Here is a 23558-nt window from a genome sequence, read left to right as displayed (position 1 = left end):
CTGTTTCCTCTAACCGAGTGTATCGGAGGGGAAGCAGCTTTTTTATATAAATGTCATATTGATATTATCGAGGATGTGTGCTATTTTATTGTTAATAACTAATTGATAATAACAAAATAATAAAAACTATAACGAAGGCGAGGCATCTGCCATGTTCGGATTTAATTTTGTGAAATTTCAGCCCAGTGAGTATGTGATGAAGGTGAGAAACGGGAAGGTAGTTCGGGAAGGGGTGGGATTATCTTTTTATTATTACGCTCCAACAACCTCGGTCGTCGTTGCTCCTGTATCTTCTATTGATGTGCCGTTCATATTTGAGGAAATGACCCATGATTTTCAGGCGGTGACTGTGCAGGGGCAACTAACCTATCGGATTGTGGATTACCGGAGAACGACGCAGATTTTGAATTATACGTATGATTTGAAGACCAAACGCTACATTTCGGATGATCCGGGCAAGCTGGCCCAACGGGTGATTAACATTGCCAAGGTGCTCACCAAAAAATATCTGGAGCGTATCCCGCTCAAAGAGGCTGTTCAATCCAGTGAACGTTTGGCTCAAAGCATGACAAAAGATATCGCTCAGCATGCGGAAATCGAAAAGCTCGGCATTGAGGTTATGGGCCTGTCGATTTTGGCGATTTTGCCGAATAAAGAAACGATGAGAGCATTGGAGGCACAGGCGAGGGAGGAAATTCTTCGCAATGCGGATCACGCCCTGTATGAGCGTCGGAATGCTTCCATTGAGCAAGAGCGGCGTGTGAAGGAGAACGAGCTGAATACCGAAATTGCAGTAGAGACGAAAAAGAAGCAAATCCGCGAAACCCAGCTCGATGCCGAACGTTCAGTAAAGCAGAAGCAAAGCGAGATGAAGGAGGAGCAACTACGTTTTGACACGGCTTTGGAGGAGAAAAAACGTGAGCTGATTGAGCTGACCGTGACGAATAAAAAGGCGGAAGCCGATGCCAAAGCCTATGAGCTGACAGCAGTCATGAAATCGTTGCAGGATGTTGAGCCGAACGTGCTTCAGGCTATGGCAAACATGGATATGAGTCCGGATAAGCTGATTGCCATTGCATTCCAGGAGCTTGCAGAAAATGCAGGAAAAATCGGTCAGTTAAACATTACACCAGATTTGTTGCAAGGTCTGATGTCGGGTACGGGGACAGGCGGATCGGAAGGAACGAGAGGATCGGGAGGAAGAGTGCGATGAGCAGTCGGATGACAGAGCACAAGATCATTTTGGTGAAGCGTAAAACACGTCTGGAGGAGCTGATTGTCCGGTATAATACCGTACAGCAGGCCCGGTTTTTTATAGAACGGCTAGGCGCGGATTTTAGTGATTATGTGCTGGAGGATGAAAATTACCGCAGAGCGGTAGCAACGGCAACTTCGGAGCTGACAGCCTTGGGGCGGGTTCAGATTGTGGAGCGGGAGCATGTGCCCAACTTTATTTTTGGTGAGCAGGATACAGTGGTGGTGCTGGGTCAGGACGGGCTGGTGGCTAACACGTTAAAATACTTGACCGAGCAGCCGTTGATCGGTGTGAATCCAGATCCATTGCGTTGGGACGGGGTACTGCTGCCATTTACGGTATCGGATTTGCGCTGGGTTGTGCCAGATGTGTTCGTACACAAACGTCCGATCAAGGAGGTTACGCTGGCTAAAGCCCAGCTCAATGACGGTCAGTCGTTGTATGCGGTGAACGATTTGTTCATTGGACGCAAAACTCATGTTTCTGCAAGATATGAGCTGAGGCTGGAGGATCAGGTAGAGCAGCAGTCATCCAGCGGCATCATCGTGTCGACGGGGCTGGGCGCGACGGGCTGGCTGACCAGCGTGCTTGTCGGGGCAGCCGGAATTGTCGGCAGCGCTACGATGCGCCCAATTTCGCTGACCCCAGATCATCTGATGTCAGGCGCAGCCTTCCATCCAGAAGCAGCGGCAGATGGGCGAAGACGAAGCCGGGGGAGCAACGGGCGCGACTATAGCGGGAATGATAACGATCATCATGATAACCGCGCAACGTGGAGTTCGCCATCGTTATATTTTACGGTGAGAGAGCCCTTTCCCAGTCGGACGACTGCTGCGGATCTGGTGTTTGGTCAGGTGGCAGCCGAAAAACCGCTGCGGATTGCTTCGCAGATGCCGGAACATGGAGTCATTTTCAGCGATGGAGTAGAAAGCGACTTTCTGGAGTTTAATGCCGGGATTGAGGCGACCATTGGTCCGGCAGAGAAAAAAGGGCATCTGGTCGTGTAGAGGTTTGCACAGGGCGGCAATGGGGAATTATGAGTAAGGTACACATCAATCAGATGAAGTTAAAAAGGAGGAATCAATATGAGCGACCACACTCAAGACGAAGCGAAAATCCGCAACAAGAAGAACGAGGACGGAGATTCCTTGATGGAGAAAAATAAGCTGGAAAACGGGGTAGATATCGAGCCGGAGGCTGACGAATGGATTGCGAAGCCTTCACCTGTGTCCTACGATGATACGAAATCCTCTTCGAACCAATAAGACTCTTGCGAACAAAGAGAGCAGACATGCAAAGACAGATGATCCTTAATCGGGTCATCTGTCTTTTTGGCATGCATTTATTGTGGCATAGGAGAATTGAAATTAGTTGAATCTGGAATATACCTTCCATACCAGTTCACGGCGGCTGCTTACATCGGTTTTCAAGAAAATCGCTTTCAGATGATCTTGCACCGTGTAGGCTGAAATATGAAGTGCGCTTGCCAGCTCTCGGGTCGATAAGCCTTGAACAATGAGCCGGACAATTTGTCTTTCCCGCTCGGACCATGCATACATCTCGGCCATAAGCGGAAGCATTTCAGAGGCTTTAGCAGGTTCAAACCATACAGCAAGTTGATGCTCACCATTACTTCCCTGTCCGCCTTGAAGGAGGGTGGCTCTGAGTGTTACCCACGGGGTTCCCGCGTCTGCGGAGGGAATACATAGTTTGGCTGGTGATGCGGAAGTAGTGAAAGCTCCCGGAAGGGCTGTGGATAGTGCCCGAAAGCATACCGCCCGAACGGGCGCGGGGAGGCTACTTTCGTCGATACCTTCCTGCTGCCGAAGCAAATTTAACCACTGGTCTGCCGTTGGATTGGAGGAAATCGGCTCCAGCTTGCCGGAAAGCACCAGAACCCCTGGCTCCATATCATTTTCCATAATTATACCGGGGTCTGGAGATAAGCCCACACTGGCCTGACGCAAATGGTAGGCTATGGACGGCGCTAAGGCTTCAAGAAGCTGCTGGTCCTCTTCACTAAATACCGGCTTTGTATGATGGCGAAATAACGTAAGGAATCCCCAGCAGCTTCCTTTGTACATTAAAGGAATACGTAGCTCATCCCCGAATCCGGCAGGCTGCAAAACATCCCTGTACCGTGCGCTCCGACCCGGTTCACCTTCCGTGGCTCCGTTGAGAGACGCTATGGACTGCCCCTCCCGTACTAACTGGTCGTATTTCATTACATCATTGTGCAGATATTCGTATTCTAATAGCTTGTAATGAATATCACCCACGCCAGATTCGGTAAATGCACCTGTGGAAAGCAGCGTATGCGGATCTACCGAGGTACAGCATGCCGCATCGAACGAAACCTGAGTACGTAAGCGATCGATTAGCGAATGTTTGTACGCCTGGGATGAAGGAGCTGTTTCTCCCAGTCGAATGATTTGCTGTCGAGCATCCTTTAGCTGTGCTAATGGTGTGTATTGTGCGTTCATAGATTGCTCCTATCGTAAAAGGCTGGAGTTTCGCCAAAGTGTATCGAAGTAAATCCCACATCTGTGGGATGGTGGATATACGCGTGGTTGTTATAATTGAGAATAATTCTTAATTAAATCAACAATATACGAATGCTTGGGGAAGATCAAGGCTAAATGTAAGGCCAGTCGCATCTTTTTCCAGCTATTCGAATTTTGGAGGGAACGATATATGGAATATAGCAGCAGTAAGCCAAACGATCCTATGGACGCTCATCACACAGGCAACAGTCATCATACAAGCGCTGAACATACGATTCCTAACCAGTCTATGAGCTGGAACGATCCGAATGTACGCAAGTACCCGGACACGATTGCTTTAAAAATACCAGGATATGCTCATCTGTATGAGATGACTGACCGCTTGATAACTGCACAGCTTGAGGCTCAGGCCCGCACGCAGGCCGCAGATCCGAATGTACTAATCATCGGGGCTGGCGGTGGTCAGGAGCTGATCACGCTCGGAGGACAACATTCGGCATGGTCTTTTACGGCAGTTGATCCATCCGAACGCATGCTGGATTTGGCACGTCAGCGTGTGGCGCAAGCGGGTATAAGGTCAAAAATATCTTTTGTCACAGGTACGTTGGGAGAGCTTAACGGAGAACTACTCCAGGAACAGCCCATTGAGCAGTCTGGAAAACAGACCGAGGAAGTACACGCGGAGCTGAATTATGATGCGGCCACCTGCCTGCTGGTGCTTCATTTTCTTCACAGCTTGGAGAGCAAACGGGCACTGCTACAGCAGATATCCGCTCGTCTCAAACCGGGCGCGCCTTTTTGCCTGGCCTCCATCAATGGAAATCCACAGGAGCCTGCTTTTGCCATTCAAATGCAGGCGTGGAAAAGCCATATGCTGGATCAGGGCATTCCTCTGGAGGATTGGGAGCGATTCGCTGCTTCCATTGGACGTGAGTCCGACCCGGTGTCCAATACGGCAATACAGGAAATGCTGGTGGATGCAGGCTTTACCCATATCACCCGGTATTTTGGTGCTTTTTTAGTGAATGCGTGGTTTGCGGTTAAAGGAGGAGAATCTACTCATGACAAAGGATAATATCATCATCATTGGCGGATACGGTCATGTCGGGAAAATTTTATGCACAGAACTAAGTGAAATGTTTCCCGGCAAGGTGTTTGCCGCAGGACGCAGTATGGAACGTGCCACTGAATTCAGCAAGCAATCGGGTGGTAAGGTGCTGCCTTTACAGCTTAATATTCATGAGCCGATAGCCCCGTCGATTTTAAAGCAGGCCAAGATCGTTATCATGTGTCTGGATCAGGAAAATACAGACTTGGTACGTGCCTGCCTTCAGCATGGGGTGCATTATATGGATATTACCGCGAATGCAGCCTTCTTGAGTCAGGTCGAGCGGTATCATCAGGAAGCACGGGCTTATCAGGCTACTGCCCTGCTAAGTGTGGGGTTGGCCCCCGGACTGACGAATCTGTTGGCGCTGCAAGCGACGCAGCTTATGGATCAGACGGATGAGTTGAACATATCTCTGATGCTGGGCTTGGGAGACAAGCACGGTCAGGCTGCCATTGAATGGACAGTGGATCAGATTCATACGGATTTGAAGGTTATGGAACAGGGGCGCCCGGTGATTCGAAAAAGCTTTAGCGACGGGCGAGTGGCAGATTTCGGCGCAGGTGTGGGACGCCATCGCGCATATCGTTTTCCTTTTTCCGATCAGCAGACACTTCCACATACGCTCGGGATTCCTACGGTCAGCACCCGTCTGTGTTTCGATTCGCGGTTGACTACCCGCCTTCTGGCAGGGCTTCGGACCACAGGAATATCGGGTCTGCTCCGACGGCCGTCCGTGCGTAATGCAGTAGTTCGCAGCTTTAGCAAGCTGCATCTGGGAGGGAATGCGGTGGCGGTCAAGGTAGACGCGCGAGGAACCCTCCATGGCAAGGAAACGAAAGTCGAATGCCAACTAAGGGGACATCATCAGTCCGATTTAACCGCCAAGGCAGCTGTCTTTGCAGCGCTGGCGCTATACCGTTCTGAGCTTCCTCATGGTGTATTTCACATGGAGCAGTGTTTTTCGTGGAATCGCATGCGGGAATGGCTGGGGCAGCAGGTAGCCGTAGATATTCAGGTGAATGGACAGCATGTATAGAAGTCATATTTTCTGACCCAAGAGGGACTTATGTCATCCAAGCTTATTCGGCAACTCATTGCGGATAGGTCTTGGATTTCTTTTCCTGTTAGATTACACTAGAAAGAAGTACATATTTTTGGAAGGACCTGAGACAACTCAGATAGATTCGAATGGAATACTAGGATACAACTCGCCGCTAGAATGCATGATTTTTGATGTGGAGCAACATGTATTCTGGTCTCCCGAATGGAGTGATAGACCGACAGATTCGGCAGATGCCGTCGACATATGTAAACGTGAATTTCTGTGCGTGCCCAAGCTCATTCCGATATATGTGCACAGATATATTCCCGAGCAGCGCAGGATCTGGAAGAGACTATTTCATTTTTTAAAGTATTTTGAACCGTTAAATTAGAACGAAGGAAGGGAGAAATGGCGTGAAGGTAGAACAGGATTTGGAAGAAATCAAAGATAGATTGACCCAGATTGAGGCGAAGCTGGAACGAGGGTCGACTTCCGGAAGAATACTGAAAACCATGCTTATCATTTTCTTGTCTATTTTTTTCTTGCTTTTGGTAATCGGAGTTGTTCAATTTGTTTCGAATTCATCGGTATAACGAACCGGAAGAAGGGAGCTCGTGATGTCCATAGAAGCGATTATTTTTGATCTGGATAATACGCTGATTCATCGCAAACAGGCGTTTGCGGTATATACGGAGCGTTTTGTGGAACGATTCATTGTGGCGGAAGACCCGGCGAGCCGGGCAGCTGTCACCGAACACATACGCTTGGCGGATCAGGATGGATACCGGGACAAAAGGGAGCTGTATACGGAGCTGCATGCAGATTTGGAACTGAAAAATCCAGACACAACGGTACAGGAAATGCTGGGCTTTTGGTATGGTGAATTTCATAAGTTTACGGTACTGATGGACGGGGCCAAGGAAGTGCTGTCCGAGCTGCGGTCACGGGGCTTGAAGCTTGGCATCATCACCAATGGCTCCCTCCGCACGCAACAAGCAAAGATCAACCGTGTGATGCTGAAGGATTATTTTGATTCCATTATCGTCTCGGGAGGCGTCCACGTCGAGAAGCCTAATCCTCGCATATTCGAGTTGGCGTTAAATGAGCTTGGGATAACAGACCCAGGCAACGTCTGGTATGTAGGCGATCATCCGACAAATGATATTCGCGGTGCCCAAAGCGCGGGTTTGCATACGATCTGGCTGGAGGGCTTTATGCCGTGGCAGGAAACGGGTATTGTACCGGATTACAGGATTGGCAGTTTGCGCGAAATCATTGGTTGGCTGGAGGATGTCAGCTATTCCGGCAATATAGAGGAGGGAGCATCATGAGTAAGGCGCAGACGCATCAGACTAGCCCCATCTTATTATCGTTTCCGGAGCAATTCCAGACAGAACGGTTGACGATTCGCGCTCCACAGTGGGGTGATGGGGCAATGGTCAATGAAGCGATGCGGGAGAGTGTGGAGGAATTGCGTCCTTGGTTGCCTTTTGCAAGAAATCTTCCTACGCCAGAGGAATCTGAAATCCGTTCACGCCAAGCCAGACTTCAATTTCTGGACCGGTCTGACATGATGTTGTACGTATTTGAGACGGCATCGGGAGCTTTTGTAGCCAGCAGCGGCTTGCACCGTATCGACTGGGCTGCACGCAAGTTTGAAATCGGATACTGGCTCAGAACGTCTTGCACAGGGAAAGGCATGATAACAGAGGCAGTACACGATATTGCGGAGGCTCGTTATGATTAATTGGATCACGAAAAATACAGACAAGCCGGTGTGCATACAATATGACATCAGCAGGAATATCAGCACTCTTGCAAGCGCTAACCTAAGGGGTTACTCGACGAGATTCCAGCAGCTTGGCGAAGATTTTCCAACGTTAGGTCAGGTGATTTAGCATGGGAAGAACTCGTAAAAACGTCGACGTCAACAGGAAGACGAATCGGAAAGCGGGTGCGAAATTTCGCTGGAAATCCCGAGCTATGTATCTGGCTGCTGTGCTGGTCGCTATCCTGTTGGGCTTGGGAAGTCGGGCCTTTTCCTCCCGGTTGCCTGAATTCGTTGCCAATCATTTTGGGGATGCCTTGTGGGCGTGCATGATTTACTTTGGGCTGAGGATGTTGTGGGTGGAACGTCGGTTGTCTGTAGCGCTGTGGGGCAGTTTGCTGTTTTGTTTCGCCATTGAGTTCAGTCAGATGTATCAGGCTCCCTGGATTAACAGTATCCGGGCGACGACATTGGGCGGGCTGGTGTTGGGAAAAGGGTTCTTGACCGCCGATCTGATCCGGTACACGGTGGGTATTGCGGTATCCTGGGCGTTGGACGAAGGCTGCCAAAGGCTGACGGACATCACAACACGCACTACACGTATAGACGATGACGAGTCATTCAAATAACCTGAAAAGTGAGGGTTGCGCTTGAGACAAAAGGGAAAGCGTCACAGGTTGTTCGGTAAAATGATCGGATTATGCGCAGGGTTCAGCTTGTTGTTTGCGACCATAATTGTTCCGGGGCAGGCATTGGCCGATAAGCAGCTCGTGGGGCCTCTTCGTTTTGACTTTGGCCCGGGAAGCATAGCTGAGGGCTACACTCAGGTCACCGCCAAGGATGCATACACGCCTGAACGAGGCTATGGATTTACCGATCTTTCCAAGGTGAAAGAAGTGGATCGTGGTGGAAATGACGCTATTCGTTCGGATTTCGTTCGTGTTCAGGGATCATCCTTTGTCGTCAATTTGCCGCCTGCGGATTATACGCTTTCCCTGATCGCCGGGGATACAGCCGGAAGCACAGACATTACGGTGAAGGCCGAGTCCATCGTCAAGGTGGAGCCTACCGCCAAAGCAGCAGGACAATTTGTCGAGGCCACATTTGAGCTTGCACTCATCGACGGTCAGCTGGAATTGTATTTCTCGGGAAATGATCCGAAGATTAACGCGCTGGTTATTACGCCAAAAGAGACTCGAACGCAGAGTGAGCATCCTTCCGTATATCTTGCTGGGGATTCCACGGTCCAAACCTATAAATCCTCTGCGAAGCCTCAGGCTGGTTGGGGACAGATGATTGCGCCGTTCTTCACAGACGAGACGACTTTTGTGAACCGTTCTATCGGTGGACGAAGCACGAAGACTTTCCTTGTACAAGGAAGACTGGACGATATTTTGCGGACCATCCGACCGGGTGATTATTTGCTCATCCAGTTTGGTCATAATGATGCGGCAATCAACAACCAAGAGCGTTATGTTTCTCCAGCGGATTATAAAGTCTATTTGAAAACCTACATTCAAGGAGCGACACAGCGCGGGGCTACACCTGTGCTGATAACCCCTGTTAGCCGCAGGGATTATGATGCCGCAAGTGCTTCCTATCGGATCAGTTTTCCGGAATACGTGCAGGCCATGAAGGAAACGGCATCCGAGACAGGTGTTGCGCTGGTCGATCTAAGCCGGTTAAGTGTGGCGTACTATAATACAGTTGGTCCGGAAGGGACACTTCCGTTATTTTTACATCTGGAGCCGGGAGTGTATCCTGCGTTCCCTGATGGGGTGAAGGACGATACGCATTTTCAGGAGTATGGTGCGGAGCAAATAGCCCGTCTGGTAGCACAGGGTGTCCGTGAGCTGAATATCCCTTTATCCTCCTATGTACGGACGAATCATTGACCATAAAACGCTATTTCCATACGCATGGTATACTTAGAAAATAAGCTGGCCCTACTCAAAGATGGCTCTGTTCCGGCTTGGGTAGGGCTTTTACGTTCTGAGCAGAAGAAAGAGAGGACAGGCATGAGTAACATAAAGGACGGTATTGTGGGGCTGTGCATCGGGGACGCGCTTGGCGTGCCCGTGGAATTCAGTAGCAGAGAGGCGCGGCGGGAGCAACCCTTGACGGATATGATGGGCTACGGCACACATCATCAGCCACCGGGTACCTGGTCAGATGATGCCTCGCTCACGCTGTGTCTGTTGGATAGCCTTACTGCATGCAGGGGCATCGACACAGAGGATATCGCCCGTCGATTTGTGCAGTGGTATCATGCAGAATGTTGGACACCGCATGGTAAAGTGTTTGATATAGGCATCGCGACCCGTAAAGCACTGGATCGAATCAGCCGGGATGGGATCAAGCCGGAGCTGGCAGGTGGCGATGATGAATATAGTAACGGCAACGGTTCGCTGATGAGAATTTTGCCGCTCGCCTGGTATGGGTCAGCCCATGATCGTGTGGATCTGATCCAGGCTGTGACTCAAGTGTCCTCCATTACACATAGACATCCCATTTCTATCATCGCTTGCGTATTTTATGTGCATATGGCGATGCTTCTGATTCGTGGCAAGGCTCTGGACGAGAGCTACCGGGAAACAATCCCTTATGTACAATCGCAATTTCAGGGTGATCCTGAGCTGCGGCATTTTGAACGGATTTTATCAGGGGAGATTCCTCTGTTGGCTGAGTGTGCAATATACTCCAGCGGATATGTCGTTCATACGTTGGAGGCGAGCTTGTGGAGCTTGCTGACGACAGACGGATATGCGGATGCCGTATTGCGTGCTATTCATTTGGGCGAAGATACAGATACAACGGGAGCCGTTACGGGAGGCTTGGCAGGGATTTATTATGGGCTTGGGGAGATTCCGCAGCATTGGCTTACCTCCTTGGCGAGAGTAGAGGATATCGTCAGGCTGTGCAAACAGTTTGAGCATTCATTGGCAAAATAAGAGCTTCATTTAACTTGAGCCACGGGAGGAAACGCTAATGACGGTTGCCCAGTTGAACAGACTCATTGATGGTCAAATCCTCTATAATCAGCATCGGAGTTTGTTTTATATGCATGACGGGAACGCCCTGATGGGACCTTCACCGGAAATGACGTATTGGCTGACACAGAGAAGCCCGGAACTGCTCCTTATGCTCCAAAGCTTGAAACGGCAGCATGAATATACCGCTTTTGTCACTGGCGTAGCGGCAAAAACACTGCACCAGTTTGTGAGCGTCAATCAGTATATTCATTTTCACTCCGACCATCTTGATGAGCTTACGCAATTGTATGATCGACTTTTCACCCGGATTCAAAAGCTGTTCCAAAAGCAAACTATGAATGAGAGTATACTAAACATACTGCTACAGCAGCACTACGGGTATTTAAGAGATTTTCTAATTCGTACCAACGGACGGACGATGTTTGCCAAGTATGCAGAGAGTGAGTATACCTTTTGGATACCTTGTGAGGAATATACGCCTGAATTGCAGGCAAAGCTGCTAGGATTGGACATTGCCCGCTTGCAGGAGCCTGTTCTTGATGTGGGCTGCGGATCAGAGGCAAGGCTGGTAGGCTATTTGCGTTCTCTTGGCATTGAGGCTTATGGGACAGATCGGTTGGCTGAAAAGGGAACAGGTGTGACTCAGGGCGATTGGCTGGAGACAACCTTCGAGGAAGACGCGTGGGGAACGATTATCTCTCATATGGCGTTCTCCAATCATTTTATACATCATCATCTGAAAGCGGACGGCAATATTCACGAATACGCCCACAAATATATGGAATTGCTAAGGGCAATCCGACCTGGAGGAAGCTTTATTTACAGTCCGTGCCTTCCTTTTATGGAAAAGCTTTTGGATATCCGAACCGGTTATCAAGTAGAACATATCCAGTCATCTAAAGGTTATGAAGCCACGAAAATAACACGATTACGTTCGTAAGTGCTAATTCTTAATAGCTAAAGGGTGATTCAAGGTAAAAGCAGAGTATGGAGGGGCGCACAATGAACATCGAAACAGCGATTGCAATTGCCGCACAGGCTCACCAGGGACAGACGGACAAGGGCGGTCAGCCTTATATTTTCCACCCGCTTCAGGTCATGAACCGTGTAGAGGGGATGGATGAAAAAATAGTTGCCGTACTGCATGATGTGCTGGAGGATACAGAGGTCACAGCGGATCAACTGAAAGAAGCGGGCTTTGGCAACCACATCATTGAAGCGGTGGAAGGGCTCACTCGGAACGAGGGAGAGGAATACAGCGATTTTATACGGCGAGCCAAAAACAATCCATTGTCCAGAGCGGTGAAAATAGCGGATATTCAGGAAAATATGAATCTGGAACGCATCCCTCATCCCACGGAGAAGGATACAGCACGAATAGCAAAGTATAAACAGGCGCTGCAAGAGCTTTTGGATTGAACCCATTCTAAAGAAAAGCAACTGAATTATTCATGTCCCAAGGCTACAGCATCACCACCATTCGGCAAATTGCAGAAGCGGCGCAGATTGGACGAGGCCATCTGTACTATTATTTTAAGAAAAAAGAAGATATTTTGCTTCATCTATATAAGGGCTTAATCGGAAATATACACGAATTGCTGAATAACGTACTGAGCAAAGAGATTGACCCCTTGGAGAAATACGCACTTAGGGTCCATGCCTTTATCATTTGATCACTGAAGATGAGCACATTCCCCCAATTATGATCATGGTAGCCACTGCCTTCGACTTCCTGAGTATGACCTTCCACCGTCATCGTACCTGCAAATTTACCGCTCGGTACTGCACAGAACCAGGCGAAGAATGCTCCATCCGCTTCCCAGTAACCCGTTCCCGGACGATAGGAAGGGACCCGTTTTTCCAATGTAAGATGTACCCCAAAGCCATGATTGGATTCAGGGTCTACAAAGATTTCAATGGCTTATTCACTCCTTGTGCGTCCACATCTATATGAAAACTGGCTACGAAAAATAATCCATTCGTTAAAATGACCATCCGTATACCACCATTCCCATTGTCCCGGCTTTAGCTGCTTGCTCAGATTTTAGATTTGGGCATACCCAAATGTTTGGCAACTCAGCTATGATCGCTTGGAGAATGACCAAGGAGGAAGGTAGGACTTTAATCCTTTTATTTGTCAGAGCTTATCTTGGAATGGTAGTATAAGGTTAGATATTACTCTATTTGGGATTCTGTTAACGATCTAAACCATATTTTCCTAAAAGCCGATATATCTGAATGAGGCGTAAACACACTGTTATTGTACCCGTCCGAAAATGGATGTATATGATTGGGTTAGGAGAGTAGAAGAAGTGTCGGATTTGTATACGAAAAAAGAAGTAGAAGACTATGTAACGAATGTAGTTTTTGAGCGTCCTTTAGGTGTAAGTATTGCAGCTATTTTATTGATTTTTAATGGAGCTCTTCTGCTGGTGACACAGTTGTTGACGCTTAATGCGTTGAATGAGGCTTCTACGCTGGTGGGGATTTGCAGGGGGATGTTTCAAGGGTTCATCGCTTTGCTCGGTTTGTCGGGGGCAACTGCGGGTGTCGGGATGTTATTTGGCAAGAAATGGGCCTGGTGGCTGGCTGTATTTTATTTTACATATGAAACGATGCGCTATACGTGTGCAATCCTGTTTATTCCGAATGTACCTCCAATGTTGGGGGGCGTACATCTAAGTCCTGCCCTATACTACGTAAAGTATGGCATGCGTATTGTTTGGAATTTGCTGTTTACGGTGTTTATGTGCCGTTGTACGGTGACTGGATTTTTTCAAACAAGTGGAATAAACAAATGGAAAGCATGTATTTTATTATTTTTAATCAATGGGGTGTTGGTGGGGATCGGCTGGTGGCTGATGAATTAGTATCTTCATATATGAGGAAGGAGATAGATGATGACAAAGGAAATATTTCCGGTGCTGGAAAGCAGCCGCTTGCATTTAAGACAGCTTACGTTGGGGGACGCGAAGGATGTGTTTGCCTATTTCTCCAAAGATGAGGTTACGAAATATTATGATCTGGAAAGCTTTACGGAGGTAAAGCAAGCAGAACATTTTATTCGTTCCATGCGATCCAAATATGAAAAGCAAGAGGGCTTTCGTTGGGGGATTACGTTAAGAGAAGCTCCTGAACGTGTAGTTGGTACTATTGGATTTCATAACTGGCACAAGAAGCATTCCCGTATTGAAATTGGCTATGAACTGGCACCCGAATACTGGCGACAGGGCCTGATGGCAGAAGCGATGAAGGCAGTGATTCATTATGGATTTCATTTGCCGCAGGTTCACCGTATCGAAGCCTTCATTGATCCGGATAACGAAGGCTCCAGACGATTGCTGCTCAAAAGTGGTTTTACCGAAGAGGGCCACTTGAGAGACTATTTTTATGAAAAAGGCCAGTTTGTCGACGCTGTTATTTTGCCATCCTTCGAGAAGAATATCGTGCGGATCGGTAATTTTACAAATATCCCTTTTCTCCGTAAGGCTGGAGCCGATCAAGCCAGATCTGCTCCAGCTTGGCCAGCGCATCTTTGACATCGAAGAATTCCGAATCTTTTTTCTTCAAAAGTTCCAGCACCTCAAACTCAAACGCATCTTCACCATACTCATTCCAGTCCTGTTGCAATTGCTTGTTCTTACAAGCTCCCATTTGCAACTCAAACCGACGACCGTTCAGTGATTTTAAATTTGGTGTGCCAGCGACAAAAATTTTTCCGTTGTGTGTATTGCGAATACAGTAGATTCCGGCTTCTGTCTTGATCTCCATATACTGCTGCACCAGTTCTTTTCTTCGATTCATTTTGAGTCCTCCTAATTTACAAATATCGTGCTTCAAGATTCCTTCAACCAATATTCACTGCCATCCGGTTTGCGATCCAGTAGACTATATTCAATCATATATCTTCGTACCGTGACATAATCGTCATACACTTCCTGCAAAATGGCATTAATATCCTTCTCATGATACGTCCGTCCTTCCTCAAAACGTCCCGCAACTTCACGCAGTACAATCAACTTATGCTTTTCCTGCATTTTGAAGGTTTTCAGGCGACCCTGTGTACCCTCTGGAAAATATTTTGCCAGTACCTTTTGCCTTTCGTCTTCGGTAATGTTGTAGCGTTCATCCACCATCCGTGCCCGTACCGGCACCTCGACGATAGCGGGAGCGTGGCGGTCTTTTTCCTTTAACAGCTCCATCAAGGTGAGAAATACCTTGGCCTGACGTTCCTTTTCTTTGAGACCAAAGCGATGATTGCGTATGGTGGATGCACTGCCGATTCCGGTTTCCTTTTGAATATCCGCATCGCCCATGCCTTGATAAAATAACTGGAGCAATCGATTCTGATGATCCGTCAGTCCGGTCAGCTTTTTGTCCAGGCCGATCAAATAGTCAAAGACCGAACCGTACGTCCGCTCAATATGAAGACGCATATACCGCTCCGCGTCATAAAATACCCCTTGATCCTGATATACGATTCCCTGTTCGTAGCGCTGTCCGTCCAGCAGACAAACCACCTGTTCTTCCTGACGGATATACCCACGCTTCAGCTCCTCAATTCCAGCATTCCAGAATAGTTCAGAATGATCCATTTTAACAAACACCTCGATTAAATGTTGATTATTTTATAGACAATATAACATTTTGTTTATATAAAATCAATGAATGAAGTGAAGGGATTAATTATACTGGTCATTCAAATAGAATTATGTTTAAAAAAGATATTTATCATTTTAAGTATATTTAAAGGTAATTTAAAAATATTTCTCTAATTTTCTTTATTTCGACATTATTCGCTATATACAAATTAAATGCGACATTGTTATCATATGAAATACAAATATATCCTTTCTAAGTAGGTGGAGCAGGAACTGGAAATTTGAAAATATATTTAAATTTTATTCTTTTAACTTCGTATTAACACTAATATAAGGAGAGAAATTTAAAAATGAAATGTCATTTAACCGTATTAGGAAAGAAGGGGGAAAAAGTTAAGCCACTCGTTTTAACTATGCTTGGCTTATTTGTTTTTTTATCTCCATGGAGCACAACTGTGCTTCCTCAGGCAGTAGTGTCAGCAGCGTTTACAGGTGGAATACCCATAAATATTTATCCACGACCAGACAGGGGCGGATCAATAGGGATACCGGAAGACAGTCAAACACCGACGACAGAGCCATCATCTACACATGAAGCAGTAACCTTGTCAGACGGTTCGATTGTACATGTGCAGGCGAATTCTCCTTATATCAATTTTATTCGCAACAATGTAGTCGTTTATTCCAAAGATCTTGGGGCTGCATTATCGGTTAAATTTTACAGTGCTTCTGCATCTTCTAATAACACTATTACTGTCAATTACTTTTATATAAATGAGAATAATGGAGCTAAATCCTCGGGAAGTTTTACATACTCAGGAATGGTTTTAACCACTCCAGCCAGCCCGCGTATTAGTCCCAATATGACAGGGATGACGAATCAAAATGTTCTTATTCAACTGGATGGTGTACCTAATAATTCTAAAATCGAATATAAAATCGGTGTAAACGGTACGTGGACTCCATATAATAATCCATTTCAGGTGGCTGAGAACACTACAATTTTTGCTCGTTGTACGGATAAATACGGGAATATAAGCGCTGTGAATTCATTAGTAGTCAATAACATTGATAAAACACCACCTGCGCCGCCGTCATTCAGTCATAGCCCTGCGGGTGAAATAGCCAATAATATCAGAGTTACAATGAACTACCCTTCTGATGCAGTATCAAGGGAATATCGTATCAATCAAGGCGAATGGAAGGTGTACAATTTACCCATTGATGTCAATGAGTACGGGATGCGCATACAAGCACGGGCAAAAGACAGCGCTGGAAATGTTTCTCAGATTGCAGATTCTGTCATAAATTTGATAAACAGAGGCCCCGTAGCTATTAAAACCATTCAAGCAACCACGATTGAAATGGATGAGGGAACTTCAGTTAAAGATTTATCCGAATACTTTACAGATCCTGACCAGCAGCAGCTTCGGTATTCCGGTGCGAATTCAAATTCATCTGTTATCACACATCAATTGTTTAAGGACTCAAAAGGGAATACCTCAATACTGAATTTGCAACCTCAAAGCTCGGGAGAATCGGCGATAACGATAACTGCTACAGATCCGCTAGGCAAGTCTGTATCCCAGAGCTTCGTTGTAAAAGTTCTAGATACCAAATACGCAGAACAATTGGCCAAAACTACAGCAGCGGTAGTACAAGCTGAGACTTCTAAATTACAAGTCGATGTAACAGCAGCGGTAGATCTAATAAACAAACTGCGTGATCCAGACAGGAGCAAGTTTATTGAAAGGATAGTAGCAATACAGAAAATTATTGATGTCCAAGCTGCATATGCTGAACAATTGACGACAGCTACGCAGGCAGTTGAAAAAGCAGAATCTTCAAAATTGCAAACGGAGATTAATATGGCCCGCACTTTACTAGTCCATCTCAATGATGCAGACAAACAACAGCTTAACGACCGCTTAGATCGTATACCAGCTATTGACGATTTGCCCAAGGATATAACAAGCCCTTCCAAACCTAAGAAGTTAGCAGGCTCCAGACCTACGCCGGGCAGCATAGTTTTAACGTGGGAAGCATCTACCGATGATGTTGGAGTTGTTAGCTATGATGTGTATCGTGATGGTCAAATGATAGGTAATACCAAGGAGTTAACCTTTCAAGTAAACCAGCTAGAGCCTCAGAAAATTTACAGGTTTGCAGTGAAAGCCAAGGATGCAGCTGGTAACTATTCGGAATTTAGCAATAGTGTTAAAAGCGGCCTATCCAGAAAGTATAAATATGTTTATGACGCTAATGGAAGGCTTGAACATATTGAGCAGGATGGTCAGGTTATTTTCCAATATCAATACGATGCCAATGGTAACCTGATACAGATTATAAAGTGAGCAGTTTCTAAATAAATGATATGTAGCCAAATTTAAAGTCAGGAATGGAGAGAAGAACTTGCGATTTAGAACAACAAGACGTCATATAGCGATAATCATGATCATCACATTTATTTTCGGTACAATTAGCGGACTTGTTCCTCCAAATGTATTCGGTGCAGGGAATGACAATTCGCAATACACGGCGGATCAAATGTCTGCCCGATTTGGAGTCACATCATCTTTTATTTTAGAACAATTAAGAAAGGGTTATTCATTAAATCAAATTTATACGGCGTTATATATGGCTGAACAGGATCATATAAGCTATGAGCAGGCTGTAGCCTCGTTATTTCCTATAGAAGAGAACCAATCACAAACCGTCACAAGTGACGTATACAATAAGCTATCGGATGCTCCACTAGATAACTTGATCTCTCATAATGTTACAGATGATGTTTATCCAACAGATGACCTTGCTTCTACGAACAAAGTCACTGAAGATGTATATAAGACAGATCTCCTGAAACAGAGTCTCATGGCGAGTGTGCCACAGCTTCCACCCATTAGAGAGGAAGCGCCAGTATACAATAAATCCTCTTTTAATGAAGCGCCTTATTCTGTTGGCGACGATAAAGAATCTATATCCACTTTATCAGGTAGCCTATCGCTGCAAAATACAGATTTAACACTGCCTGGACGAAACGGACTAGGCTTTTCATTAACGCGTCAATATGATACGAATCGTGCTCAGTTTTTTGACAAAGGCGCTGAAATCATTGACAACAGTGCTGCTATACAAAATTACTATGTTTACTTTAAGGCGCTGATGAAGCCCATCACAAAGTCATACAAGGCGACATATCAGCAAAAAAGGTGGATGCAAGAGGATACAAACGGTGATGGAACTGTTGATATTAACACTTATAATCTTCAGCCAGAAACCAAAGTTATAGGCACATATACAACTTATGAAGCTGCTAGTCAAGCGGCGGGACAAAAAGTAACTTATACTACACCCCCGGAATCCAGAACAGAGAAAGACTCTAGGACTGGAAAATGGGAGAAGGCTTTTCCAGATTCAATAAAGTATAGTAAAGACGGATTTACTGGAACTTTAAATAAAGATGGGCAAGTTAGAGTCATCAAGGGATCATATACAGCTCCAAGTTTTAAAAATGTATTCGGGGAACAATGTAGTGTTATGAATACGTTCTTTTATGATAGCGCTGGAAATATAACACGGAATTATCCAAGTGGTTCGTCATGTGGAGACTCTAAATTACATTACGACAGGGATTCATATGAAGGGGATTTGTCCTTAACAGGTATGATTGTTCCTCAAAGATGCCCTAGCTTTTCTCCTGGTAGAATCATGTGTAGCGAGTACGGAACAGCGTATTATTCAGGAACTGTGTACAATAAGGGAACTGCTGATACCCGAGAATGGAGGCAAGATTATAGCGGAACCGTTACGAAGCCCGGTTATACAAGCGATATTGGTTATAGCGAGTGGACAAGTAATGGCAAAGGTGGAAGGACAAGAACAGCCTTTACCCTGGAAGGATCACCACAAGTTGAAACGATTATTTCCGAGGGACTCGAAACGGCTGTTCGCCGACAGACAATCCCGTTTGAAACGATTGCTAAGGCAGAATACTATAGGGATTTAATCAACAGCAATCCTCAGACTAAAATTCCGGGTGAGGATGGGAATGATTATTATATTGCAGCAGATGCGGATGCTACCGTTTTTGCTGAAATTGTAGCCTATCAGCCTTCATTTATTTTTCAAAATCGCACTTATCCTGCGCTTGAAGATCAACTGAATCCTCTTGGCAAGGGGTGGTCCTGGAATCTACCTTATGTAGAAACCAAAGAGGGCAAGCAGTACATGCACTTGGGGATGGCGGCAGCTATGAAATTGAGGGTGATCAGCTTAAAGGTTACGACTGGAAAGGCCTGACTTTCACAGCCGATACTTCAGTGACAGTTAATGGGGAGAACTCAACCTCTGTATTAACTTCTGTTGATGGAGCGAAAAAACAATATTTCTCCAAAGACGGTCAGTTGCTGCAAATTGAAGATGCCTATCATAATGCCATTAAGTTTAATTATGAACTTAATGCTACGTATAAACGCAAGCTGCTTAGCAAAGTAGAAGATGCAATCGGCAACTCGATTGATATTCAATATACGGCTACAGACGTCACTCTGTCTAAAGGAAACCGCACTGTTGTCTATCGTAAACATACAGAACAAGGCGTTGAATTACTGGATTCCGTGACAGATGCCGAAGGTAGAAAAACCACATATTCATATACATTAGCACCGGCCAAGTTTAATTTGAGTGCTTCGCATCCGGAAAGACAAATATCTAACCCGTACGCTTTATTAACCAAAGTATTTCATCCTACAGGAGCTTCTACTCTGTATACTTACGAGGACCAGCCAGTAAAACGCTATATTGGCTCCAACTCAGTAAACGAGGCATATAGAGCAGTCTCACGTGAAGATCAAATCACTTATCAAAACAATAAAACCGAAAACTATAATCAGGAAACCATTCATTACAATTCCGATATGGGTGAGAGCTATGTAAAAGATACTTCGTTCTCTACCATCACAGACAATGGATTAACTCGTTCAACCTTCAATTATAATAAAAAGTTTATTAGTGCTGACACGCCACCGCAGTATTACCTGGATCAGTCAGTGGTTAAAGCAGGAGATTCTGAAAAGAACACAGCTTACCAGTACGGCAAGCAGGTGACAGGCAAGGCTTATACCGCACCTGTTCCTACCCGTACCTCGTCCAGCAATAATCAAAATGGTGACGTTTTGACAACGACTGCTGAATATGATGATTACGGTAATATGACAAGCTCAGTGGATGAGAAGGGTTCACAAACTGCGTATACGTATGACGACAAGCATCGGATTAAAACCGTTGCTGAACCGATTGACTCCAAAAGCACTGGAGTTACAGAGTACACACGTAACCCGCAAGGGAAAGTAACGCAGGTCATAGTCTCCAAGGATCATTCCGGGGGTGAATTACTACAAAAAGTAAATTATTCCGGTATAGATGCTTACGGAAATACAACCGTTCAAACCATTGCAAATGGTAACAAATCCGTGACGACAACGACGGAGTATAGCAGTGATGACGATCATGCCTTTCCAACGAAACAAAGTGTAGAGGTTACGAATATAGATGGAGAAAAATCTACAGTTACCATTCAGTCAGATTATGACAAGGCAACAGGTTTAATCATTTCCTCGTTGGACGGGAAAGGTCAGAAAACCGGGTATCAATACGACGCACTTGATCGCGTAAAGGCTGTAACCTATCCAGACGGTAAAAGTATCCGTGTAGCCTATGATGATCTTGAGAACACCGTAACGGTGACGAATGAGCTGGGGATACAAGCAAAAACACGTTACAATGCTTTAGGCTGGAATATCGAGTCAGGGCTGTATGAAGGTAACAATTACGTGATCAAGTCCAAATCAGCTTATGATGCTAACGGCAGACTAGTATCCAGTGAAGATGCGCTTGGACATCTGACACGCTATGGGTATGACGCTTGGGGCCGTACTACGTCAACAGCCTATGCGGACGGATCAGAAGCTGTAGTAGGATATAATGATGCTCTTCGTCAAGTGACCCAACGAGACGGTGAGCTGAATGAACAAATTCAGACCTACGACAAATGGAACCGATTAGTACAAAATGAAGAAAAATCAGCATTGGATGGTAATCAGCAATTAACTTCCAAAGTGGCCTATGATGCTGTAAACGATCAGATTTTGAGTCAAACCGATGCGAATGGAAACGAGACCCAATTTTCATATAATGCCCTGGGCGATCAGACAGCTGTGACGGAGCCAAACGGCGAAACGACGAAGTACACTTACGATATGCTGGGTAATCTCACTCGGATCACGTATCCGGATGGTCAGGCCAAGGTGAAGTCGTATGATGAATTGGGTAGAGTGATTCAAGCCAAAGATGAGAAAAACCAGATCGAGAAGCGCTATTTCGATACCAACGGGAATTTATCCAAGAAAATAGACCGTAACGGGAATGTCACTTCTTTTGAATACGATAGCCGTAATCGGTTGAAGTCACGTGTAGGTAAAGATGAAATAGTAAGCTATGTATACGATGCCGCGGGTAAACGCCTAAGCATGACAGATCGAACGGGTACAACCTCCTATGCGTATGATCCGTATACGGAGCAATTGAACACCTTGTCTTACCCGGACGGCCTAAAGCTCTCCAATCAGTATGATTCGAATGGGAATCGAACTGAAATGACTGGGCCATTTGGAGAGCAAGTAAACTATACGTATGATCAATTGAACAGATTGAAGACCGTAGGCAATACAAAAGATAAGCCTGTTTCGGAATATGCCTACACCAAAAATGGATTGCTGGATTCAACCGTATCTGCAAATGGTTATCGTCAGCAAAACCAATATAACGGGATTCAGTTAGTTGAATTGAAGCACACCCGATCCGATGCGGAAACCAATAGCTTTCAATATAGCTACGATCCTGGTAAAAATATCACCAAACGTACTCAAAATGGTGTAGAGGATGCCTTTACGTACGATAAGCTGAATCGGATAGCTACCTCTACCGAAAACCAGGATGCTTACTCGTATGATGCCAGAGGTAACCGTCTTACGATGGAAACAGAGAGAGATCCTCATACAAAGCCGAGGGAGAATAGCTTCGACGATCAGAATCGATTGACTCAAGTCAAGATCGACGGAAAGAGCGTAGAATACCGATACAATGGGGATGGATTACTGACAGACCGTATACAGGATGGCGTTCAAACCCGATACTACTATGATGGAAACAGTACCCAAATTATAGCAGAAGCTACAATTGAAAATGGAAAACCTGTTTTAAAAGCCAATTATATTCGGGGTTTAAAATTAGAGGCCATAGCATATGCAGATCAAACGGAAGCCTATCCCGTCTACAATGGTCATGGAGATATTATCGAAATCAGGGATTCCTCCGGAGCCTTGCTGAATCAATATCAATATGATATTTGGGGTAATGAAGAGGTCAAGGAAGAAAAAGTCCACAATCCATTCCGTTATTCGTGCGAATTGTGGGATGATACGACGGAACTGCAATATTTGCGCGCCAGATGGTATGACCCTGATAGTGGAAGGTTTATTAATGAGGATCTATATGAAGGAGAAACAGAAAAACCATTAAGTTTGAATTTGTATACGTATGTAACTAATAACCCATTAATTTATACTGATCCGAGTGGTCAAGATCATATATTTAGTCAAAATTATTATAATTATCTTATGCATGTTATGGAACACGGCTCCAAGGGGAACTCTAAATGGGCAAATGCCCGGCTAGATGAACAAAGGTATTATGTAAATCCGGATAATCCAAAAGATATAATCACATTTAATGAGTTAGCCTTAGTCGATGCAAATGCTAGAGAAGATTATACTTCTGAATTTATTATGGATACCATAATTGGTGCGGGAGTAGATGGTTTCATTATTAAAGGTGGAACATCTATAGGTAAATCACTTATATCAAGAGTCTCACGTTTATTTACTAAACAAACAGCAATTGAACTAGGATTTGAAGGAGGAAAGGCTGGTGAACAATTCTTAGCTAAATCACTCGGCTCTAAGCAAACGCAAGTTTTCTTTGATACATCACTTGGAAGACGATATATTGATGTCATGAAGGATGGGATGGCTCATGAAAGTAAAGTTGGATACACATCACTGACTTCTTTTGCAAAAAAACAGATTCAAAAAGATGTGGAGCTTATTCAAAAGGAAAAAATTGAAGGAGCAGTTTGGCATTTTTATAGGAGTGGCATTACGGGGAAAGTAGGAGCAACTAAACCTTTGTTAGACATGCTTGATGCAAATGGTATTAAATATATTAT

The 23558-nt window shown here is 45.4% G+C and carries 18 protein-coding genes and 3 pseudogenes; 18 read left to right on the top strand and 3 right to left on the bottom strand.

The window, feature by feature from the left end; genetic code table 11:
• Positions 1–151 precede the first annotated feature (151 nt).
• The 3 genes from ASL14_RS04525 to ASL14_RS04515 all read left to right on the top strand — a co-directional run bounded on the left by ASL14_RS04525 (position 152) and on the right by ASL14_RS04515 (position 2520).
• A complete protein-coding gene (locus ASL14_RS04525) occupies positions 152–1213 on the top strand; it encodes an SPFH domain-containing protein (protein WP_134910609.1) in 1062 nt (353 codons plus the stop codon).
• Complete coding sequence (locus ASL14_RS04520) at positions 1210–2262, top strand: NAD(+)/NADH kinase (RefSeq protein WP_134910608.1); 1053 nt, start codon at positions 1210–1212, stop codon at positions 2260–2262. The genes ASL14_RS04525 and ASL14_RS04520 overlap by 4 nt, the downstream gene beginning before the upstream one ends.
• 78 nt (positions 2263–2340) lie before the next feature.
• Positions 2341–2520 carry a hypothetical protein gene (locus tag ASL14_RS04515; protein ID WP_025682442.1) on the top strand — a complete coding sequence of 60 codons (180 nt, stop codon included), beginning with the start codon at positions 2341–2343 and terminating at the stop codon, positions 2518–2520.
• Positions 2521–2622: 102 nt separating this feature from the next.
• On the opposite strand, the gene ASL14_RS04510 is transcribed toward ASL14_RS04515, so the two are convergent.
• Complete coding sequence (locus tag ASL14_RS04510; RefSeq protein ID WP_134910607.1) at positions 2623–3738, bottom strand: LuxR C-terminal-related transcriptional regulator; 1116 nt, start codon at positions 3736–3738, stop codon at positions 2623–2625.
• Between the two features lie 310 nt (positions 3739–4048).
• On the opposite strand from ASL14_RS04510, the gene ASL14_RS04505 reads away from it, so the two are divergent.
• The 13 genes and pseudogenes from ASL14_RS04505 to ASL14_RS04440 all read left to right on the top strand — a co-directional run bounded on the left by ASL14_RS04505 (position 4049) and on the right by ASL14_RS04440 (position 14212).
• Complete coding sequence (locus ASL14_RS04505; protein ID WP_189338263.1) at positions 4049–4834, top strand: class I SAM-dependent methyltransferase; 786 nt, start codon at positions 4049–4051, stop codon at positions 4832–4834.
• On the top strand, positions 4821–5906 hold the full coding sequence (locus tag ASL14_RS04500; RefSeq protein ID WP_134910606.1) for a saccharopine dehydrogenase family protein: 1086 nt from the start codon (positions 4821–4823) through the stop codon (positions 5904–5906). Before ASL14_RS04505 ends, ASL14_RS04500 begins: the two co-directional genes overlap by 14 nt.
• Before the next feature lie 419 nt (positions 5907–6325).
• Positions 6326–6505 (top strand): hypothetical protein, encoded by a 180-nt coding sequence (locus ASL14_RS04490; RefSeq protein WP_134910605.1) that lies wholly within the window; start codon positions 6326–6328, stop codon positions 6503–6505.
• A 24-nt stretch (positions 6506–6529) separates the two neighbouring features.
• Positions 6530–7243: an HAD family hydrolase gene (locus ASL14_RS04485; RefSeq protein ID WP_134910604.1), complete on the top strand. Its 714-nt coding sequence runs from the start codon at positions 6530–6532 to the stop codon at positions 7241–7243.
• Positions 7240–7644: pseudogene (locus ASL14_RS04480) on the top strand (GNAT family N-acetyltransferase); the annotation flags it as partial. The gene ASL14_RS04485 and the pseudogene ASL14_RS04480, both read left to right, overlap by 4 nt.
• Positions 7645–7811: 167 nt before the next feature.
• Positions 7812–8309, top strand: coding sequence for a ribosomal maturation YjgA family protein (locus ASL14_RS04475; protein ID WP_134910603.1), 498 nt, complete (start codon positions 7812–7814; stop codon positions 8307–8309).
• A 60-nt stretch (positions 8310–8369) separates the two neighbouring features.
• A complete protein-coding gene (locus ASL14_RS04470) occupies positions 8370–9575 on the top strand; it encodes a rhamnogalacturonan acetylesterase (RefSeq protein ID WP_134914388.1) in 1206 nt (401 codons plus the stop codon).
• A gap of 123 nt (positions 9576–9698) precedes the next feature.
• The gene (locus ASL14_RS04465; protein ID WP_134910602.1) at positions 9699–10631 is read left to right on the top strand and encodes an ADP-ribosylglycohydrolase family protein; all 933 of its coding nucleotides are present in this window, start codon (positions 9699–9701) and stop codon (positions 10629–10631) included.
• A 37-nt stretch (positions 10632–10668) separates the two neighbouring features.
• Positions 10669–11613 (top strand): class I SAM-dependent methyltransferase, encoded by a 945-nt coding sequence (locus ASL14_RS04460; protein WP_134910601.1) that lies wholly within the window; start codon positions 10669–10671, stop codon positions 11611–11613.
• 62 nt (positions 11614–11675) lie between these two features.
• Complete coding sequence (locus ASL14_RS04455) at positions 11676–12092, top strand: HD domain-containing protein (RefSeq protein ID WP_134910600.1); 417 nt, start codon at positions 11676–11678, stop codon at positions 12090–12092.
• A gap of 26 nt (positions 12093–12118) precedes the next feature.
• Positions 12119–12346, top strand: a pseudogene (locus ASL14_RS04450) (TetR/AcrR family transcriptional regulator); the annotation flags it as partial.
• 639 nt (positions 12347–12985) lie between these two features.
• Positions 12986–13543, top strand: coding sequence for a hypothetical protein (locus tag ASL14_RS04445; protein WP_134910598.1), 558 nt, complete (start codon positions 12986–12988; stop codon positions 13541–13543).
• 27 nt (positions 13544–13570) lie between these two features.
• Positions 13571–14212, top strand: a complete 642-nt coding sequence (locus ASL14_RS04440) for a GNAT family N-acetyltransferase (protein WP_223264193.1) — start codon at positions 13571–13573, stop codon at positions 14210–14212.
• Here ASL14_RS04440 and ASL14_RS04435 read toward each other — a convergent pair.
• Both ASL14_RS04435 and ASL14_RS04430 read right to left on the bottom strand, forming a co-directional pair.
• Positions 14136–14477, bottom strand: coding sequence for a GIY-YIG nuclease family protein (locus tag ASL14_RS04435; RefSeq protein ID WP_134910597.1), 342 nt, complete (start codon positions 14475–14477; stop codon positions 14136–14138). The two genes, ASL14_RS04440 and ASL14_RS04435, sit on opposite strands and share 77 nt — an antisense overlap.
• A 32-nt stretch (positions 14478–14509) precedes the next feature.
• Positions 14510–15268 carry a DUF2087 domain-containing protein gene (locus ASL14_RS04430; protein WP_134910596.1) on the bottom strand — a complete coding sequence of 253 codons (759 nt, stop codon included), beginning with the start codon at positions 15266–15268 and terminating at the stop codon, positions 14510–14512.
• Positions 15269–15624: 356 nt separating this feature from the next.
• On the opposite strand from ASL14_RS04430, the gene ASL14_RS04425 reads away from it, so the two are divergent.
• Both ASL14_RS04425 and ASL14_RS29470 read left to right on the top strand, forming a co-directional pair.
• The gene (locus ASL14_RS04425) at positions 15625–17628 is read left to right on the top strand and encodes a fibronectin type III domain-containing protein (protein WP_134910595.1); all 2004 of its coding nucleotides are present in this window, start codon (positions 15625–15627) and stop codon (positions 17626–17628) included.
• Positions 17629–17725: 97 nt separating this feature from the next.
• Positions 17726–22920 (top strand): annotated as a pseudogene (locus ASL14_RS29470) (RHS repeat-associated core domain-containing protein); the annotation flags it as partial.
• Positions 22921–23558 lie beyond the last annotated feature (638 nt).

The sequence above is a fragment of the Paenibacillus sp. IHB B 3084 genome (assembly GCF_001447315.1).
Classification (GTDB): Bacteria; Bacillota; Bacilli; order Paenibacillales; family Paenibacillaceae; genus Paenibacillus.
The sequence above is the reverse complement of the archived record's forward strand: the minus strand, read 5'-3'. Positions and strand labels throughout refer to the sequence as shown.

Bases quoted from the DNA above. Each gene is read 5' to 3' on its own strand.
- ASL14_RS04465 (WP_134910602.1), top strand. From the start codon at position 9,699: ATGAGTAACATAAAGGACGGTATTGTGGGGCTGTGCATCGGGGACGCG.
- ASL14_RS04500 (WP_134910606.1), top strand. From the start codon at position 4,821: ATGACAAAGGATAATATCATCATCATTGGCGGATACGGTCATGTCGGG.
- ASL14_RS04470 (WP_134914388.1), top strand. From the start codon at position 8,370: ATGATCGGATTATGCGCAGGGTTCAGCTTGTTGTTTGCGACCATAATT.
- ASL14_RS04430 (WP_134910596.1), bottom strand. From the start codon at position 15,268: ATGGATCATTCTGAACTATTCTGGAATGCTGGAATTGAGGAGCTGAAG.
- ASL14_RS04485 (WP_134910604.1), top strand. From the start codon at position 6,530: ATGTCCATAGAAGCGATTATTTTTGATCTGGATAATACGCTGATTCAT.
- ASL14_RS04505 (WP_189338263.1), top strand. From the start codon at position 4,049: ATGAGCTGGAACGATCCGAATGTACGCAAGTACCCGGACACGATTGCT.
- ASL14_RS04475 (WP_134910603.1), top strand. From the start codon at position 7,812: ATGGGAAGAACTCGTAAAAACGTCGACGTCAACAGGAAGACGAATCGG.
- ASL14_RS04525 (WP_134910609.1), top strand. From the start codon at position 152: ATGTTCGGATTTAATTTTGTGAAATTTCAGCCCAGTGAGTATGTGATG.
- ASL14_RS04515 (WP_025682442.1), top strand. From the start codon at position 2,341: ATGAGCGACCACACTCAAGACGAAGCGAAAATCCGCAACAAGAAGAAC.
- ASL14_RS04520 (WP_134910608.1), top strand. From the start codon at position 1,210: ATGAGCAGTCGGATGACAGAGCACAAGATCATTTTGGTGAAGCGTAAA.
- ASL14_RS04460 (WP_134910601.1), top strand. From the start codon at position 10,669: ATGACGGTTGCCCAGTTGAACAGACTCATTGATGGTCAAATCCTCTAT.
- ASL14_RS04455 (WP_134910600.1), top strand. From the start codon at position 11,676: ATGAACATCGAAACAGCGATTGCAATTGCCGCACAGGCTCACCAGGGA.
- ASL14_RS04440 (WP_223264193.1), top strand. From the start codon at position 13,571: ATGATGACAAAGGAAATATTTCCGGTGCTGGAAAGCAGCCGCTTGCAT.
- ASL14_RS04425 (WP_134910595.1), top strand. From the start codon at position 15,625: ATGAAATGTCATTTAACCGTATTAGGAAAGAAGGGGGAAAAAGTTAAG.
- ASL14_RS04435 (WP_134910597.1), bottom strand. From the start codon at position 14,477: ATGAATCGAAGAAAAGAACTGGTGCAGCAGTATATGGAGATCAAGACA.
- ASL14_RS04510 (WP_134910607.1), bottom strand. From the start codon at position 3,738: ATGAACGCACAATACACACCATTAGCACAGCTAAAGGATGCTCGACAG.